16 protein-coding genes are annotated in these 19,370 nt (G+C 45.3%); 9 read left to right on the top strand and 7 right to left on the bottom strand.

The genetic code is table 11. From position 1 onward, the window contains the following. Positions 1–603: spondin domain-containing protein (locus A3763_RS24930; RefSeq protein ID WP_068760693.1), on the bottom strand; the 603-nt coding region annotated here is incomplete at its 3' end. Further along, positions 600–1,337: a spondin domain-containing protein gene (locus tag A3763_RS24935; RefSeq protein WP_156490524.1), complete on the bottom strand. Its 738-nt coding sequence runs from the start codon at positions 1,335–1,337 to the stop codon at positions 600–602. The genes A3763_RS24935 and A3763_RS24930, both read right to left, overlap by 4 nt. A gap of 429 nt (positions 1,338–1,766) precedes the next feature. On the opposite strand from A3763_RS24935, the gene A3763_RS24940 reads away from it, so the two are divergent. Next, positions 1,767–2,177, top strand: a complete 411-nt coding sequence (locus A3763_RS24940; protein ID WP_068508864.1) for a hypothetical protein — start codon at positions 1,767–1,769, stop codon at positions 2,175–2,177. Between the two features lie 293 nt (positions 2,178–2,470). Next, positions 2,471–2,917, top strand: coding sequence for a helix-turn-helix domain-containing protein (locus tag A3763_RS24945; protein WP_068511297.1), 447 nt, complete (start codon positions 2,471–2,473; stop codon positions 2,915–2,917). Positions 2,918–2,947: 30 nt separating this feature from the next. Here A3763_RS24945 and A3763_RS24950 read toward each other — a convergent pair whose 3' ends face one another. Continuing rightward, a complete protein-coding gene (locus A3763_RS24950; RefSeq protein WP_068511299.1) occupies positions 2,948–3,355 on the bottom strand; it encodes a response regulator in 408 nt (135 codons plus the stop codon). Positions 3,356–3,508: 153 nt separating this feature from the next. Between A3763_RS24950 and A3763_RS24955 the strand changes: the two genes are divergently transcribed. Then, the gene (locus tag A3763_RS24955; RefSeq protein ID WP_082865296.1) at positions 3,509–3,751 is read left to right on the top strand and encodes an Arc family DNA-binding protein; all 243 of its coding nucleotides are present in this window, start codon (positions 3,509–3,511) and stop codon (positions 3,749–3,751) included. A 63-nt stretch (positions 3,752–3,814) separates the two neighbouring features. Here the strand turns inward: A3763_RS24955 and A3763_RS24960 are convergent, their stop codons facing one another. After that, complete coding sequence (locus tag A3763_RS24960) at positions 3,815–4,021, bottom strand: twin transmembrane helix small protein (protein WP_068511303.1); 207 nt, start codon at positions 4,019–4,021, stop codon at positions 3,815–3,817. Positions 4,022–4,171: 150 nt separating this feature from the next. Here A3763_RS24960 and A3763_RS24965 point away from each other — a divergent pair, with 150 nt between their 5' ends. The 6 genes from A3763_RS24965 (at position 4,172) to A3763_RS24990 (ending at position 14,897) form a co-directional block, all read left to right on the top strand. Next, positions 4,172–4,846 carry an SURF1 family protein gene (locus tag A3763_RS24965; RefSeq protein WP_068511305.1) on the top strand — a complete coding sequence of 225 codons (675 nt, stop codon included), beginning with the start codon at positions 4,172–4,174 and terminating at the stop codon, positions 4,844–4,846. 10 nt (positions 4,847–4,856) lie between these two features. Then, positions 4,857–5,513, top strand: a complete 657-nt coding sequence (locus A3763_RS24970) for a hypothetical protein (RefSeq protein WP_068511308.1) — start codon at positions 4,857–4,859, stop codon at positions 5,511–5,513. Positions 5,514–5,567: 54 nt separating this feature from the next. Continuing rightward, positions 5,568–6,578, top strand: a complete 1,011-nt coding sequence (locus A3763_RS24975) for a heme A synthase (RefSeq protein ID WP_068511310.1) — start codon at positions 5,568–5,570, stop codon at positions 6,576–6,578. Positions 6,579–6,708: 130 nt separating this feature from the next. Further along, positions 6,709–7,617 carry a heme o synthase gene (gene cyoE / locus A3763_RS24980; RefSeq protein WP_068511312.1) on the top strand — a complete coding sequence of 303 codons (909 nt, stop codon included), beginning with the start codon at positions 6,709–6,711 and terminating at the stop codon, positions 7,615–7,617. 111 nt (positions 7,618–7,728) lie between these two features. Continuing rightward, on the top strand, positions 7,729–8,811 hold the full coding sequence (trmA, locus tag A3763_RS24985) for a tRNA (uridine(54)-C5)-methyltransferase TrmA (RefSeq protein WP_068553876.1): 1,083 nt from the start codon (positions 7,729–7,731) through the stop codon (positions 8,809–8,811). Positions 8,812–9,149: 338 nt separating this feature from the next. Beyond that, positions 9,150–14,897, top strand: coding sequence for an invasin domain 3-containing protein (locus tag A3763_RS24990; protein ID WP_197483114.1), 5,748 nt, complete (start codon positions 9,150–9,152; stop codon positions 14,895–14,897). A 16-nt stretch (positions 14,898–14,913) separates the two neighbouring features. Here A3763_RS24990 and A3763_RS24995 read toward each other — a convergent pair whose 3' ends face one another. From A3763_RS24995 to rnr, 3 genes are read right to left on the bottom strand one after another with little or no spacing between them, the layout of a single operon-like run. Beyond that, positions 14,914–15,783, bottom strand: coding sequence for a DMT family transporter (locus tag A3763_RS24995; RefSeq protein ID WP_068511319.1), 870 nt, complete (start codon positions 15,781–15,783; stop codon positions 14,914–14,916). Positions 15,784–15,805: 22 nt separating this feature from the next. Next, entirely contained in the window at positions 15,806–16,543 is a 738-nt protein-coding gene (gene rlmB / locus A3763_RS25000) for a 23S rRNA (guanosine(2251)-2'-O)-methyltransferase RlmB (RefSeq protein WP_068511320.1), read from the bottom strand. 6 nt (positions 16,544–16,549) lie between these two features. Next, positions 16,550–19,207 (bottom strand): ribonuclease R, encoded by a 2,658-nt coding sequence (rnr, locus tag A3763_RS25005; RefSeq protein ID WP_068553715.1) that lies wholly within the window; start codon positions 19,205–19,207, stop codon positions 16,550–16,552. Positions 19,208–19,370 lie beyond the last annotated feature (163 nt).

Below are 19,370 nucleotides of genomic sequence, written 5' to 3' on the forward strand. Positions count from 1 at the left end.
ATCATCACGCGCAACATTGAACCCTTCACGATCGCCACCTTGTGCTGCAGGCCCGGGAATTGTGTCTGCTGTCTCGGTGTTCGCTTCAGTGCCCGTATCATAGGTCAGCAATTCAAAACTCATACTCTCGTCAATCTCTAGTGTGCTAATTGCTTTACCGTTTAAAGCTGCAATAGCATCATTCGAGTTAACCAACATAGACACAACACTCAGTGATAAAGTTCCCAAGTATTTTTCAGAAGTTTGAACCTGAAACGACTCATACTCTCCTGGCGCTATAATTCCAGCACCAGACTCAGCAAGATAAACGTAAGAATCGTCAAGCGATGAGGATAAGAACTGGCTGTTGTCTCCCCCTTCAGCTAGTAACTCGAGTTCATCACTCGCCCTATGACCCGTCTGAAAACTCTTCCATTGGGAATCGTGCAATAAAACTGCAGCAGGCGATAAAGGCTGACCAGCCGTCAAGTTGCTCACTGTAACTTCAAACTCAAGCATGTCATCCTGCTTAGAGTCGTTATCAGAACACGCGGATAGAATTAGCGATGAGGCCAGCAGGGCTCCACTCATCAACTTCTTATTGATAGAAAAATAACCGTTCATAGCTCTGCCCTGTATTCGCTTACCGTTACAGTAATCTTGGCAATTGGGTTCAACCATCTGTGAGTAGTACTATCTAAATCTGAAACACCTCCATCAGCATCCAGATCCCCCAAAGCACCACGATGGATATGAACATAACCTTCAGCAGTGGCAACAATACCAGTACCATTTTCACCTAGGGTCGCTGCAACCGGCCCAGGAGCAGGAAAACCGGCCTCGCCTACCGCACCACTACCCACCACTTCGTCATTGGCTTCTGTACCTGCATCATAGGCTTTGGCATAGTATGTATAGGTTCCGGATTCACTGGGTATCTCGATTCCATTCAGAGCAATAAAGCCATCATTACTAGGCAAGATCATACCTACAACACTAAGCAGAACATTGCTTGTGCCATCGGTATTCAAGCTTGTAGAAGTCATTGATCCGGGTTCAAGAAGTCCCGAGGCAGGGTTATTGGATTGCACAGCGCCTAGCGCATCTAAACTGGCTTCAATTCCGCTTAAATCACCACCTTCTGCCATTGCCTGCAAATCATCTGATGCCACGCTTCCAAGTTCAAATAACGACGAACCTTCAGGGTGAGCTGTAACAGCCAAGGGCGTAAAGAATATTCCTCTGGTCAGGTTTTCGATAGTGACATCCACTTCTGCGGCTTGCACAAAAGGAGCACTAAAAGCTGGAAGTAAAAGCCCCAGCGCAATTTTTTTGATACTTGAGTGAGTTTTTTTCATGTCAGTTTCCTCCGGAAAACATTTATGTTGTTTTGGTGGAAACATTGTTACGCAGAGGCTCAGCTACATTCCTCACGAAAGTATCACGAAAGAGTAATTAATTTATCGCTCAGCTTTTTTCTATAAACTTAACACTATGAAAGAATCACGATTGCACTATTGACCCCCTGTTAAGATGCGCCTATTATCCCTCGCGCTTGGAAGCCATCGATACTACTAAAACTACAACACGGACGTGAAAGCCAACCCTCTATGCGACCTTGCTAGAAACCTTGGCCACCATATACTCCGCGATACAATCCTTCAGCATCATACGTAATTTTCTAGGGACTATCAGCCTCCCACTGCATTCGCTCGCCTATAGGACGCCATATACATTTCCGGTACCTTACGAGCGAGTCGAGGCTGAACAATGACAGGAGAACGGATATGTCAACACTCAACAAAAAGATTGCAGCCCATCTTGAGGAGCAATTTCCCCCTGAGTTTGATGAGAAGTGGGTAAGTAAATTACTAACCGATAAAGAACCCAAAGTAAAAAAAAGAGTCACTAAACGAAAGACACCTGATCATGAAAAAGCTCTTCTAAAAGATATCGCACTGATCGAAGCCGAGATAAGAAAACAAAAGATAATCAGAAAAGCTAATTCAAGCAAAGCAGTAAAAGCAAGGAAGCCGGTTTCCAAACCTCCTCAAAAAACAAATGAACCTGAGTCCATGAGCGCTATCGAAAAGCAAAAAAAAGCACACATAAGTAAAAACCAAGCAGGCCTTGATTCAAACAATACACCGAACAAAAGAAATTCTCGCCGCCTTCTATCACGCCTTAAAAAACGTTAAATCAAGCTGACTCCTAAATTGATATATAAGCCCACTGAACTTAATTGGGCTTATATATCAATCAGCATATACGCCTATACAGCACCCTGCTTTCCGAAGAACTGCCCCACATTAGTTCAAGCCTCTTCCACCAAATTTATCGCGCCTCAAAACAAAGCTTGCGTCAAAAACAAAATTAGATCATTGTGCAATATATAGCACTTTAATTTTTTCATCAGTCAACAAAAGTGAACCAGAGTTCACATTACACTGTAAACAAAAATGTTACGAATTGTTAATCTCGGTACCCTAAAATGCTTCACGAAACTAAATTCCCACTCATAAAAGCTCATTTTGCCCGAAGATTAAAAGAACTAAGGAATGCCTACGGTCTAAAAAGAGGCACACCATTAAAGCAGCAAGAACTTGCTGAGGCGATTGGCGTTTCACGACGGGTCTATATCGATTGGGAGAACCCGACTAAAACAAATTCTGTTCCAACAGACATTAATAAGCTGATTGCTCTGTGTGAAATTCTAGATACCGACCTGATATACCTATGCACGGGGCTTTTTGATGGCCAAAAAGAGCGTAAGCATCAAGATAATTACGTAAACGTTTACTCTAGATACAGCCAAAACCCCGATTTCTACCTAATGGTGAACTTTTTAATGCGCTGGGATGATGAAGTACTTAAGAAAATGACAGCCTATTTTGAGAGTTTAACTGACTTCTATGAGGGGCAACCTTTGATAAAGTAGGGCTAAGAATAAGCCCTACATTAGGCGCTCTTACTGGACTTCGTTAATAGTTAGCCAATAAGCCAGAACACTTCTTAATTGACGGTTCCAATTGGTAACATCCAGATCCTGCCGCACGCAACTCCTTGCACCAATGCGGTAGGCCTCTTTGATTTCATTTTTTGAAAACCCTGCAGAAATCAAAACAATCGGCACAGAGTGAAAACGCGCCTGGTTCATCAGTGACTTGATCACATCAATACCTGTAAAGAACGGTAGCTTGTTATCTAAAATAACCAAATCTGGCGTGCGACTTCCAGGGTCACCCAGTACGTCAATCGCCTGCGCACCATTCTGCAGCATGCATAAATCAACTTCCTGCTCGTGCTGTTCGATAATCCTAGTGACCAAGAAACTCTCGTCAGGGCAATCATCGACAACAACATATGGATTCGGCATTAATTATCCTTTCAATTATTTTCCAATCTTTTATTCTATCCTTATTCGCTTTAGTTTGAACAGACCTCGGAAAGCCAACGGAATCCGTTGAGTGAAACAGCCGTAACATCATAATAGTAGCCATTAAATAAATATTTCATTATTGTGGTAATTATGAGCGACGAATACGGACACAGATTAAAAGCTTTTTCATTAAGAATGGAAAAAGAGCTTAGAAGAAAGCTTGAAGAACAAGCGAAACAGAATGGTCGAACCTTAACTTCGGAAATCAACCATCGCTTGGAAAACTCTCTTGATGAAAGCGAAAAAGAATCTGAACTAAAGAGTGTTGAAGAGTCACTAAGCTCTCTGCATGAAAAGTTAGATCACCTTTCAGCAAAAAGTTCAGATTCATAGATCAAGCCAACTTGTATACAAGTGAACGGTTACGTTCACTTGCGCCTGTTAGAAAGTAGCCCCTCAAAACTGGTTCGGTGCGATCAGCCCCAGATAATAGCCAGCAATTAATAGCACTAACAATGATATAGATAAAGATATGCGTACAGTCAGCGCAGTGAGCACTCGTGTATGCTGATTATCATCTTTACCTAAAAAGAAAGCGCCCGCACCAAGACTGACAAGAACCGCCAACAAGTTAATTAGTATTAGAATTTTATAAAAGCTCATGGGTCACCTTTTTTTAAGTCTTATTCTGATAGGCTTTGTTCTAGCTTCAGCGTAACAGAAAAATAATACTCAATGAACTGCGACTGACCATTAAATATGCCCTATTCTTTTCAGCCTAAGTTTTTCCTCTCTTTGTTTTGCACCCTAATGATGCTTGTTTTTTGTGCTTTGGGCCTTTGGCAATTGCAACGAGCTGATGAGAAACAGCAAACCCAATCCGAGCTTGAAGAATTGAGCATGCTGCCTCCCAGAAACTTAAACCTACAAAGCAACCATCTTAAATCGGCCTCCAAAGCCCTTGCGACGGGCCACTACCTAGTTAATGAGCAATTCTTATTAGACAATATTGTTCACAAGGGCAAACCAGGCTACTACCTAATGAGCCCTTTTTTACTAAGCAATCGAGATGAAGTTATTTTGGTGAACCGCGGATGGCTGGCCAAACAGCAAAACGGACTGCCTGAGTTCAAGACGCCAACTGAGCAATTAAGTTTACGCGGCATCCTCGCTCTACCACGCTCTAAGCCAGTCATCCTTGGGAGTATCGATCACCCTATTTCTGCTACGCCACCGCTGTGGTATTACATGGATATGGAAGTTTTTCAGCAGCAAAGCAGCTATAAAGCTCTTCCTTTAATTTTGCGACTTGCGCCCGAACCCGATTCAGATTTCGTGAGAGACTGGCCTAAATTCCAAGCAAAGTCCGGGATGCACATTGGCTATGCAATTCAGTGGTTTGTTTTCGCATTCTTTGTTTTAATAGCCCTTCTTGGTATTAATTTTAAAAGCAAAGCCAAACCTAATAAAAATAATAGTAACAACTAATGGTGATTAAATGAGCAACCCTTCGGTGCCAGTAAATAAGCCTTCTTTTGATAAGCCACAAAACCCCACCCTTTTTAAGCGCCTGGTTAATCCTCTAGTTATTATGCTGGTGCTGTTTGGCTTCCCTTATATCGCATCCTGGTATTTTATGAATAGCGAAGGTAGCTTTTCTGTGGGTGACTTAGGAAATCATGGACAATTAGTCTCCCCCGTTTTACCAATTGGCGAGTACTCACTCAAGACAAGCGCTGGCGAAATACTTTCGGATAAAAGTTTAGCCGGAAGCTGGCGTCTATTTACGGTGAGTTCATCCTGTGAACAATCTTGTCAGGATACGCTTTTAGTCATTCGACAAGCCAGGAAATCAACAGGAATAAACCGCAAGGTCGTCAAACCCATTCTATTACTAAAAACTCCCGAAGCATTAGCACCCTTTAAAGTAGACCTTACACAAGCCTTTCCTCAGTTAGCAACAGTGAGCTCGGACAGCCTTGATGCCAAAGTGCTGATCAACACATTTTCTCAAACACATGCTCAGGTCGAAAATAGTATTTTCATGGTCGACCCCTATAACAATCTAATGATGTATTACCCTGAGGGCGTGGAGCCAAAGCATTTAATGGAAGACTTAGAAAGGCTTTTAAAGGTTAATAAACCCAAGCTGTAATAAAAACATCTTTATTCATGATCAATACCCCTCAATAAAAATAATAGAGACGACATGAACAAACTCTTTTTCAGAATCAGCCTGGCCGCCTGTGCGCTGGCTTTATTTGTGATAGTGCTGGGCGCATACGTTCGTCTGTCTGATGCCGGATTGGGCTGTCCAGACTGGCCGGGATGTTATGGCACGCTCATTGCCCCAAGTGATAGCAATGACATTCAAGCTGCCAACGAAGCCTACCCGGAACGCCCATTTGAAGCCGACAAAGCCTGGAAGGAAATGATTCATCGTTACTTTGCCAGCACTTTGGGCTTATTAATCCTGGCAATGGCAGCTATTGCGATTAAGCGCAGAAAAGAACAAGGTCAGCAACTCACGCTTCCCCTAATTCTACTCGTAGTCGTCTGCTTTCAAGGCGCACTAGGGATGTGGACCGTCACCATGCTACTAAAACCCGCAATTGTTACGCTTCACTTGCTTGGGGGAATGTTAACTTTAGCCCTGCTTTGCTGGGCGATGCTAAGTGATCGACAACAAAAACCTGCTATCGTTTCCCGAGGCCTTAAGAACTGGGCCATATTGGCACTCGTCGTAGTCTATTGTCAGATAGCACTCGGGGGCTGGACCAGCACTAACTATGTCGCGCTTCATTGCTGGGATTTACCAACCTGCCAAGGTAAATGGTGGCCAAATACCGATTTCTCTGAAGGCTTTACAATTTGGCGAGAACTCGGTGTTGATTACGAAGGTGGTACGCTTTCGCTTGAAGCGGGTACGGCGGTTCATCTGACACACCGAATAGGAGCAGTAGTGACACTCCTAGTTGTCGGCACTTTTGCCCTTTTCCTGTTACGATTTTCAAAAGGCCCAGGCCAGCAAGGCACAAGAAACTTAGCCATTTTACTGTTAGTTCTCTTGTGCGCACAGATAAGCTTGGGCATATTGAATATCATACTGGTTCTTCCAACTGCGATAGCTGTCGCACATAATGGCGGTGCTGCATTATTATTGTTGACTATCGTCGCAATTAATCGGAAGCTAAGCACTGATAAACAAAAAAATACCTAGCATCTACGCTCAGTTTTCTTAAACAACGGTTCATAAAAGCTCAGGCAATGCTAGAAGAAAAACAACAAGGCATGTTTTATACAGCCGTTGTCTTGTGTGAAGAATATAAAAACAACAAAGAGAGTTCACAATGGCAAACACTACCGCACTTGCACCCGCAAGCGCCATATCATGGCGCCAGTACCTCGAGCTTTGTAAACCCAATGTGGTTTTACTTATTGTTTTTACCGCCATCGTTGGGATGCTTTTATCCTCCCCTGGCATGGTGCCCCTCGACACCTTATTCTTTGCCTCACTCGGCATAGGTATGGCTGCAGCTTCTGGCGCTGCAATCAATCACTGGGTGGATCAAAAAATTGATGCCACGATGGAGCGAACCAAGGGACGCCCCATTCCGACTGGAGGCCTGTCATCCAAGGCAGCTCTGAGTTTTGCGCTAAGTTTGTGCGTACTCTCTATGGCGATTTTACTTGCGACAACGAACCAGCTTACCGCGCTACTAACCTTCATCTGCGTTATTGGCTATGCGGTCATCTATACTATGTTTCTTAAACGCTCTACCCCGCACAATATCGTTTGGGGTGGTGCTGCCGGTGCTGCACCGCCGATTCTTGGCTGGGTCGCGATGACGGGTGAAGTTAACACCGAGGCCTTGTTATTATTTCTCATTATCTTTATTTGGACGCCACCACATTTCTGGGCACTGGCCATTCGCCGTCGCGATGATTATGCAAAAGTTGATGTCCCTATGCTTCCGGTGACTCATGGCATTCCTTTCACCAAGGTACAGGTATTACTTTATACTTGTATGCTTCTTGCCGTTACGCTGATACCCTTTGCCATACAAATGACCGGCTTAATCTATCTAGCCGGGGCGGTAGCCTTAGGGTTGGGCTTTATTTATCACGCTTATAAGCTATATCGCTGCAGTGCTGACCAACACGCAATGAAAACCTTTGCTTACTCAATATTCTACCTAACGGCCTTATTTGCATTTCTGCTCGTCGATCATTACATACGACTGGTAATACGCGGATAGAAACTGATTAGATTTCGCAAAGCGGCCAGTTCAACGTATAATACCTGCCCTTTTTCATTTCGCCCTATTTACGCATAGGGCTGTTCGGAACACTGACAGGTATTACGCTCCATGCAAGACTTTCAAATCGACCAATACGACTCCCTGTTGGACAACAAAGCCGCTCAAGTACGTGAGCAGTTCCTGCGTTTCTCTGCACCAGAATTGGAAGTCTTTGCCAGTGAAGTTGAAAATTTCCGCTTAAGGGCCGAATTCAAGATTTGGCACGAAGGCGAACGATGCTTCCATGCCATGTTTGAAAAAGGGACCAAGAACGCGCCAATTGAAATAACTCACTTCCCCATTGCTAGCAAAGCTATCACTGAGCTAATGCCTGTCATGATGGAAGAGATCAACCAGTCACCTCAACTCAAGCATCGCCTGTTTCAGCTTGAATACTTGAGTACACTTTCAGGTGAAATGCTGGTCACTCTGATTTATCACAAACAGTTAGATGAAATCTGGATAAAAGAAGCCAAGCGTTTGAAAGAAAAGCTTGGTATTCACATCATCGGCAGAGCCAGAAAGCTCAAACTTCTACTCGATCAAGACTATGTTATTGAAATACTAAACGTCGACGGAAAAGCACTTCGCTATAAACAAATTGAAGGTGGTTTTACTCAACCAAACGGCAAGATGAACGAAAAGATGCTCAGCTGGGCCCGAAGCTGTGTCGACGGCAATAAGGGAGATTTACTTGAACTCTATTGCGGCAACGGGAATTTCTCTATTGCTATGGCCGATAAATTCCGTCGTGTATTTGCTACAGAGATTAGCAAAACCTCAGTCAAAGCTGCCAATGACAATAAAGAAATGAACAGAATCGATAACGTTGACTTTGCTCGCGTTAGTGCCGAAGAGTTTACCGGGCACATGAACGGCATCCAAAAACGCCGTCGTTTGAAAGACCTCAACCTAGAAGAAACTGACTTTCAAACCGTACTCGTTGACCCTCCTCGCTCCGGCTTGGATGACGAGAGCTGCGAAATGATCAGCCAATACCCCAATATCGTCTACATTTCCTGTAATCCTGATACTTTGGAGCTAAACCTGGAACAGTTGAGCAAAACACATGAGATCAAACGCTTGGCGATGTTTGACCAGTTCCCCTATACCCACCACATTGAGTGCGGCGTTTACTTATCAAAAAAGTAGCCCTATAACATAATGAGCCTACCTAAAGCTGATGAGTTTTAAGAGAGGCCCGAAACTTGCATCATATCTTTGTGAGAAGTTATTAACGCTAATAATGTACACAAGTTTGCCGGTAATAGTCAGACCTTAGTCAAATCACGACAAAATAAGCTATCATCGGTAAACAGTCTGCATAGACATAGCGCTATAAGGTCAATATTCGACAAGCTCTAAACCAGAGCCTTGCTGTCACCTATTGATAAAATATACATAAAGTAAATATATACGGCCCTATGCAAATATCCGCTATTAACAAGAACCTTACCTGCTTGTACTGCCTTCTTGCTTTGTGTTTAGCAATGCTGTCTCCGTCTCTAAGCGCTGGTGACACCTACTACACAGATACAGACAACGAAGATAACGCAAGATCAGGAAGCTCTGATGATGACATAGGTCGTATTCTTTCTGACACGTCGTTGAACTACCCGATAGAGTTCAACATAAACCTGACAGGCAGCCTTCCAAGCACCTCTGCCCAGCTTCTTATTAACGCTCACGACATCGATGAAGAATTAGGCCAAGAGGTGTCGATTTCTATAAACGGCAACGGCCTAGGGGACCTGTCCGGCGTCGCAGATGAGGACAGCACCAATATTTTTAACGTGCCAATCGGGCAAATAGTTTCCGGGAACAATATCGTCGAAGTCACCATAGCAAACCCTTGGGCCACTCGAGTCAATTGGGGACAATTACTTATCGATGAAGGGGATGATGATAGCTCTGAATTCATCAATATTAGCCTGTCCTCTATTGATATAGATAGTGGCACAGTTACTTTAAACCTAGATACCGAAGTACTCACAACCAGAGAGGGTGGCTACCGGCTAGAAGTAAACCTTATCGACCAGAGCGGCAACATGCACAGCCAAGCCACCGAAGACTTTCCAGGGCTTGTAGGGCAAACTCAGACTAGAACAAATAGTGTTTCATATCAGTTAGATGAACCGAGTGGCAACTTTCTAATTGAAGCTCACCTGTTTTTCCAGGAAAGCGGCTTTGACCTTCAGCAAGATTATGCCTCCACAACGTATTCACACATACAAGACTCCGGGCCTGATCAACTTCCTGCCAACGCAAATTTTTCACTTATCTCTGCAAATAATGCAAGCATCGTCGCCAATGGTAGTGCCACCACTACAATCACTCTGGATGGCTACGACCTAAGCAACAGACCAACGGCAGTAAGCGGCCAAACAGTGTTATTTTTCACGACAGCGGGGTCCATAAGCACAAGCACCGACAATGGAGATGGTAGCTACAGCGCAACGCTTACCGCACCTATTAGTATTGGCACAGCAACTATCAGCGCAACACTTGATGGTGCAACCGTTAGCGATACAGCGGCTGTCTCCTTGATTGCAGATACGCCTTCCATAGCGACCTCTCGCATCAATGCCGATACTGCTAGCCTGCCAGCAAGTGGCCTGGACACGAGCGTCATTACCGTTCAGCTTTCAGATATAAACAATAATGATTTGGCACGCGGTGGAAACAGTGTCGACATTACAGCCGATATTGGCAGCGTCGGGCCGGTCACCGATCTTGGCAATGGAAGCTACACTGCAGTTTTAACGAGCAGTACGACTGTCGGGACAGCCACCATCAGTGCAAGTCTTGAGGGAAGTACAATTGTGGATACAACCAGTGTTGAGTTCACCCCACTACCCGCCTCCATGAGCGATACTTTAATCACCGCTACGCCAAACACGCTAACGGCTGATGGAAGCACTACTTCAACTATTTTGCTCCAGGCTATTAACGTGCTTGGTAACGGATTAAACTCAGGCGGCAGTACCGTTAGTTTCGCGGCCAGTATGGGCAGTATCGGTGATGTCACCGACTTGAATGACGGTTTTTATAGCGCAACCTACACCTCCCCCACCAATACCGGTGTCGCGATCATTAGCGCCACCTTTGATGGTGAAGATGTTATTGACACTGAAATGATCAACCTTCAGGCAGGAGCGCTACTCGCCTCTAGCGGCGTTATTACCAGTCTCGATGCTGCCGTCATCGCTAATGGCTCCAATACTACAACTATCACAGTTCAAGGAAGCGACGTCTTTGGCAATAGTGTCGAAGTGGGTGGCGCCACGGTTACTTTAAATACCAATTTTGGTAGTTTAGGCGCGGTAAGCGATATGGGAGATGGCCGCTATAACGCGACTCTACTGGCTCCAGCCACAACAGGCACGGCAGTGATTACTGGGACTATGAATGGCCAAAGCCTTGTCGATACCGCAACCGTTCAATTTGTACCGGGCCCGGCAAGCTACCTGAACAGCACACTAAACTCATCATCACCTGTTCTGACGGCTAACGGCAGCGACACCGCCACCCTCACACTTCAAGCCATTGACCTGACTGGGAACTATCTTACTTCCGGTGGTGACACCGTCATTATTAACTCAACTGCCGGCAGCCATAGCTCCGTGAACGATTTAGGTGACGGCACTTATCAAGTCATCTTTACCGCAGATGAAACAAGGGGCGTCGCAGTAATCACAGCAGAGTTAAACGGTGTACAGCTCTCCGATACCGCAAGCATATCTATGATTCCCGGTAATGCCGACTACTCTAACAGTCAAGTTAACAGCAGTCTGAGCCAAATTGTTGCAGACGGCCAAACCCTTAGCCAAATCACTGTCGAAGCAATTGATGAGCATGGCAATGCTCTAACAAACGGAGGAGATATTGTCACCATTTCCAGTACCTTAGGCAGTGTTGGTGATGTGACAGATTTAGGCGATGGTCGATATCAAGCCTCGCTACAAAGTGACACCACGGTCGGTACCGCGACAGTATCCGCGACGATCAACTTCTCGGAAATTGCTGATGTTGCCTTAGTATCGTTCATGTCGCCCCCCACTATCGATGATCTGGCAAGCCCGTCGCCTTTACCTACTTTAACGGGAACATTTCCTCAGATGACCGGAGCAAGCTTTTCAGTCGGCGTCAATCATATCAACTACACACTCGGCGATGGCAACCTAAGCTCAGACGGTTCAAATTGGAGTCTTACTATTCCAACCGGAAATGAGCTAGCCGATGGGACTTATGATGTCACAGCGCAAATCACCGATATCGCCTCACAGATAAGCTCTGATACCTCGATTAGCGAACTTCTTATTGATACTGTAGTACCCACAATTTCATTAAATATTTTGCGCTCAGCTGATAGCAGCAATATCCTAACGTTTCCGGTCTCAGGTCGCTGCACAGAAACAATCGACACTATTACTATCACCGTTACTGATGGACGTTCAAACTCTGTCAGCGAAAGCGATATGAGCTGCTCTCCCGCTACCTCAAACGAAGGTAGCTTCAGCACTGAAATTAACCTAAGCAGCCTTCAAGACGGCGACATCACTATTAATGCAAGTATCGCTGATCGAGCTGGAAACCAGGCAACTGACCAAGATAGTGTTAGTAAAACCGCTTGTGCCCCAGATAATACTGTTGAAATTTGTGATAACGATAGCGATGGTATTTCAAACGGTGACGAGATAAGCCTGGGTCTCGACCCTGATTACTACGATAGTGATGGTGACGGCATTAGTGATCTTGAAGAGCTAGGGGCCGATCTCAGTTCACCATTTGACTCGGATGGAGATGGCATTCTCGATGCCTTGGATACTGACTCGGATAATGATGGCATTAACGATGCTGGAGAGCTGGGAAGCGACCCAAACCTTCCTCAAGATAGTGACAACGACGGCACACCTGACTATCGAGATCGAGACTCAGACAATGACCATATTCCTGATTATCTCGAACATAAGTTTGTAGCTGAAGATTTTGATAATGACTCTATCCTCAACCACCTTGATTTGGACAGTGATGGAGATGGCCTCCCCGATGCCATTGAAAATGGCGTCGCATTGCACCTCGACTCGGATGACGATGGTATCGATAACGGCTTTGACGTCGACCTGACTGGAGGAGAAGACCTCAACCTGGATGGTATTGATGACGCGATAAGTCTTTTGGATAGCGATGGCGATAATAGCTACAACATCTTTGACCTGGACAGTGACAACGATGGTATGAATGATGAACTTGAAGCTGAGTTAACTGCCAGCTTAGACAGTGATGGTGACGGTATCAATGACGCCTACGATGTTGACAGCACCGGGGGCATCGATACCAACCTGGATGGTATCGACGATATCATTAACCCACCAGACACTGACGATGACGGCTTTCCGGATTATATCGATCTCGATAGTGACAATGACGGTTTTACAGACGTGGTGGAATCAGGTGGTACCGATAACAGCCCTATTGACGGTATTCATGACACTCCCGATTCGCAAACAAGCTCACCTACCGATACTGATGGCGACGGTTTGCCCAACCACCTTGAGCTTGAAAGTGGTGATAGCACAAATGATGGTAATGGGCCTTTCGACATTGATAACCTGATCGTGCCAATCCTCGATGCCGACCAGGATGGGCAAATCGACCCAATGAGCGATACCGATGGCGATGGCATTCTCGACAGTGTCGATGAAGACCCGACCAACTTTGGCTCATCCATAGACATTGATGGTGACAGTATCACTAACTCTGACGATCTAGACGATGATAATGATGGTATTCCTGACATTATTGAAGGGGACTTCACTGTCGATACCGATGCTGACGGACAACCTGATAAAATTGATTTGGATAGTGACAATGATGGTTTAACTGATATAAGAGAGTCGAATTCAGGACTAATTGATCTGGACAGCAACGGTGTAATCGATACAGTCGTTGATGCAAATGCAGATGGCCTAGACGATGCGATCACGTCAGCTTTTGCCGTGTCAGACACTGACAACGATGGTGTACCCGATTTTCAGGACCTTGACTCGGACAATGATGAAGTAACGGACCTTCAAGAAGCGAATCTTCCGGGTACGGACCTTAGTGAGATTGACAGCGACAATGACGGTATGGTTGACCTGCTATCATCATCGTCAGGCTTAAGCAGTCATGTTTTCTCTACGCTTATCGATAGCGATGAAGATGGAACTGAAAACTACCGGGACCGCGATAGCGACAATGACGGCTACCCTGACGGCCTGGAAAACGGTGACTTTGATAACAACGGGATTATCGACCTTGCCGAAGATGACGACACTGGTATTAGCACAGCCAAAAGTGGAACAGGTGGCACCATTAATCCCCATCTAGCATGGTTGCTGCTTTTACTTCCCTGGCTTTATAAGAGCTACAGAGCAATACAACACAAGCATGCTTTCTGGATGGCGATAGTTTTTTTACCTCTGCTTATGCATGTAAATGATGCCTCGGCTGACAACAATAATCAGTGTGCTCAGGAGCTAAAATTTGACGATTTATCAGAACTCTTATTTCAACCCTGTTGGTATGTATCCGCCGGGCTAGGTTATAGCTACTTGGCCCCCTCTGGAGAAAGTAACGGCTGGTCAAGTAATGACAAAAGTAGTATTGGCTTTAGTTTCTTGGCTGGTCGCCATCTCAGTGAAAAATGGGCACTGGAGTTAGACTATTCTTTCCTGGGGGAAGCGGGCTTAAAAAATAGTAACCCCACCCTAAATGCAAGTCTAGATGCGGCGATTAGATACCGAGCCCCAAGTCTAATGATTGCATATCGATTCTTACCCCAATATAAGCCTTTCAATGCCCACTTCAAACTTGGGGGAACCTGGCTCAATACAGAAGCAACAGACTCGCGTATTGGCTATGAAGAAGAGTCAACTGTACAAGTTACCTGGGGAATCGGTGCTTACTACAGATTCACCGATAGTCCCTGGTTCATCAGCTTTGACTATACCAATCATGCCAAAGATGCTCGCTTCAGCGGCTTTCATATAGGCCGTTATTTTGGCTTCAAAAAACACATTCCTAAAGTGGAAAAAATCGTAAGAACCCCATTTGAGAATCTACAGCTCCAACTCGATTCAGACCAGGATGGCGTGATAGACAAACTCGATGAATGTCCGCTATCGGATCGTGGAGTCGAAGTTGATAAAACAGGGTGCTGTACTGAAAAAGCAGGCTGTATCAGGATTCAGTAGTAATCAATAACGATTATTAGTTCTGTTTCTCATGAGACTGCGCAAGTACAAAACCGAGAAGCATCAGTATAGCTCCCACAAAGCCGTACATACCTAAGACTTCATCGAATACCCAGTAACCAACCATTGCGCCAAAAACAGACTCCATCGAAAATATGATCGCTGCAATAAAGGGGTCTGCTTTCTTTAAAGCAAAGACCTGAAGTGTATACGCCATACCCACAACGAAGATGCCACTACACAAGGCCCAAAGATAAGCAGAGTTGAGACTAGCCATAGGGCCGCCCTCAAAGCTCAGGGAAAAAACTAAACTTAATAAAGCGCAGACAATAAATTGAAAAAGTGCGAGAACAAGCAAGTCATGCTTGCCCACCCAGAAACTGATAGCCCATAAGTGAAGAGCCCAAAAAACGGCTCCAGCAAGTGCCAAGCCATCACCTAAATAATTAAACTTTCCATCAAAACCGCTCAGTAAGGACAAGCCACACAGAGCAATCAAACCACCAATCCAGGTCAGTAAAGGGTAACTTTTCTTAAATAAGATACCGATAAGCGGGACAAGCGCGACATAAAAGCCGGTGATAAAAGCCACATTGGCGACTTTAGTATAGGCCAAGCTGATTTGCTGAAAAGCAGCGCCAGCCGTTAACAGTAGGCCTAAGCCTGCACCGGCGAGAATCGTTCTCTTATTAAGTAAGGCTGTACGCGAACTCTTCGAAGAAAAAATAAAGGGTAATAGCATCATGGCGCCAAAAGCAAAGCGCCAAAAATTGAAGGCAACGGGAGCCATACCCTCCAAGGCCAAACGCTGAGGTGCAAACCCCAGCCCCCATAGCAAAGCAACCAAGAGTAAAAGCAAATTGATAGGAGAGAAAAGTCGACTCATCAAAAGCCCTAAACGCTACTTTTTAAGCTTGCCGCTGTCGCAAAGCCTCGAACAAACAAATCCCTGTCGCAACGGAAACATTTAAGCTGCTAACACTCCCGATCATTGGAATTTTAGTAAGCTGGTCACAATGCTCTCGCGTCAGGCGACGCAGACCACTGCCTTCAGCACCCATTGCGATAGCAGCAGGGCCTTTAAGATCTGTTTGATAGATATTTTGCTCCGCTTCTCCGGCAGCACCCGTTATCCATACACCAAAGTTTTGTAACCACTTCATGGTACGGGCTAAGTTTGTCACTCGAATGACAGGCACATGCTCAGCGGCACCACAAGCCACCTTCTTTGCAGTGGCATTCAAGGGGGCGGACTTATCCTTCGGCACGATCACGGCATGGACACCCGCCGCATCAGCTGAACGTAAACATGCCCCCAGGTTATGAGGGTCAGTCACGGAATCCAGAATCAATAAAAACGGTGGTTCATCTAGCGCTGAGAGAATATCTTCAAGATCCCCTTCATGCTTCTCAACTTCCCCTTTAATAGTTGCCACAACACCTTGGTGACGACCGCTGACCAACTTGTCTAATTCCTTCCGAGGCACATAGTCACAAGAGAGCCCTTTAGACTGAAGCAAGCGAATAAGCTTTGATAAGCGCTGGTCGTCCCTACCCTGCTGTACCAATACAGAGATAACCGAATCGGCCTCTTTTTGCACTAGGGCCTCAACTGCATGCAAACCAAATACGGTTTCTTGATTCATTAACTCTTAACCTTTTGTTTTAACTTTGCGCTTTCTAATTGCTGGCGTCACCGGCTCTGAATTAGCGTCTGATTTTACCTTGTTAATTTTCTTTAAGGGCTTTTTTACTTGCTTGCTTTTTAAAGCTTCTAGCTTGCTTGGCTTGCGCTTTAAAGGCTGGCTAGATTTAAGCTCTTGAGGCTCTTCTGTCTTCAACTCTGAAGAAGACTTCGGCTTTCTTGACTTGGCTTTTACCGGACGCTCGGTTTTCTTTCTTGCGCCATTTCGGGATTTAACCTTAGGTTTATCACTTCCCTGACGTCTATCCGCTTCTTTACGCCGCTCACCTGCCTTCCGCTTGTCCTGACTGTCGCGCTTGCTACCGCTTTTGGGCTTACCTTTCTTAGGGCGCAATTTGTCACGTGACTTGGAACTTGAGCTCACTAGAACCAGGTCAACCTTGCGCTCTTCCAGATTGATGTTTGAGACCTGAACAAGCACCCTATCACCCAGACCAAAGCGCTTACCTGAGCGTTCACCGATCAGGCGATGCTTCGCTGCATCAAATTGATAATAATCACTGTCTAAAGTCGAGACATGAACTAGACCTTCAGCATATAAATCAGCTAGCTCTACAAAGAAGCCAAAGCCCGTCACGGCAGAGATAATACCCTCAAACTCCTCACCCAAGTGTTGCTGTAGGTACTCACACTTAAGCCAGCTCATTACATCACGCGTCGCCTCATCAGCACGTCGCTCAGCCATCGAGCAGTGTTCACCAAGAACCAGCATTTTCGCTAGGTCATATGGGTATTTATACGCTTTTCTTAACTCAGGAGCCTGAGCATCCGCAGCAATACCTACGTCGTCAAAATCATTATTCTTAGCAGAATAAATAACAGACTTGATAGCACGGTGAACTAATAGATCAGGATAACGCCTGATAGGTGAAGTAAAGTGAGCGTAGTGTTCATAAGCCAAACCAAAGTGACCTTTCTCTTCAGGCCCATAGACTGCTTGGCTCATAGAGCGTAATAAGACGGTTTGTAGAACGCTGAAGTCAGGACGATCCTGAATATCCGCCATAATTTGTTGGTAGTCAGAAGGCGATGGATCTTCACCGCCCATCAACTGCAAACCTTGTTCACCTAGAAATGAACGCACATTCTCTAGTTTTTGTGCTGTCGGCCCCTCGTGAATTCGATACAAGGTTGGTAGCTTATGGCGCGATAAAAACTCTGCTGTCGCTACATTTGCACAGAGCATGCACTCTTCTATGATTTTATGAGCATCATTACGCTCAGTTGGTACAATCGCATCAATTTTTCGTTCATCACCAAAAATAATTCTGGTTTCAACCGTTTCAAAATCAATAGCACCACGATCTTTACGACGACTGACCAGCACTTGGTATAAACCATACAGTTCGTGCAGCTCGGGAAGTCGATCAGCAAAATCTTCACAAAGTTGAATGCCATCACTTGAGTCGGGCTCTTCCAGAATGGTTCCAACCTGGTTATAGGTCAAACGCGCGTGGCTGTGCATTACCCCTTCGTAAAAACGACTCTTAAGGACTGAACCTTCAGCGTTAATATCCATTTCGCAGACCATACATAAGCGGTCAACTCTAGGATTAAGGGAACACAAACCATTAGATAAAACCTCAGGCAACATCGGCACAACATGGTCGGGAAAATAAACCGAGGTTGCGCGGTTATTTGCTTCGACATCCAACGGTGACTCAGGGCGTACATAGTGGCTAACATCAGCGATCGCAACATAGAGCTTCCAGCCGCTTCCATTTCGTTGACAATACACAGCATCGTCAAAGTCTCGCGCATCTTCGCCATCAATCGTAACAAGGGGCAAATGCCTGATATCAATACGCCCGGCTTTGTCACTATCGAGAACTTCTGATTTGAGTGTATCGACAGTTTGTTGAACTTCAGGCGGCCACTCAAAAGGAATATTATAGGAACGAATCGCTACTTCGATTTCCATACCAGGAGCCATGTGGTCTCCTAATACTTCAATTACCTGACCGGTCGCGTGCGTGCGTTTAGTCGGATGTTGCAATATCTTAACCACGACATATTGGCCATGCTTGGCTTCAGCCGTATGATCAGAGTCAATTAGAACCTGTTGGGTAATGCGGTTATTTTCAACTTCGACAAATACGATGTTGCCTTCACGATATAAACGTCCAACCAATTGTTCGGTATTTCGTTCCAGGACATCCACAATAACCGCATGACGTTTACCACGATGATCTTCCCTATCTGCGCGTACTAGCACCCGATCGCCATCAAACACCATCTGCATCTGACGAGCCGATAAGTAAAGGTCATCACCGCCTTCATCAAGCTTTACAAAGCCAAAACCATCACGGTGACCTATGACCACACCTTTAAGCAAGTTAACGCGAGAAACCGGTAGATATCGATCACCCCGGTTACGCACTAGTTGGCCGTCTCGCGACATAGCAATAAGACGCCGACGAAGAGCTTCAATTGAATCATCATCTTTCAATGACAGCTCTTCAACTAGTTCAGGATGAGTGGCCGGAGCGTTGCGCGCATCCAGATGAGAAAGAATAAACTCTCGACTGGGAATAGGATTTTCGTATTTCTGCGCTTCGCGATCCTTATGAGGATCTTGCGTGGCTTTACTGGTCTTTTTTGTCATGTGTCCGCACTAAGAACTAATAATTGGGAAAATCACTGAACGCTAGTTAGCTTCAGATTCCCAAAAAGGGAACTGTCCGCTGCCGAACAGTTTAAATTTAGCGCAGAGTATAGCCTTTATAGAGCAATATGTAGATACATATTCACTTTTGCCGGGTCTTGAA

It is taken from the genome of Oleiphilus sp. HI0128 (genome assembly GCF_001635365.1).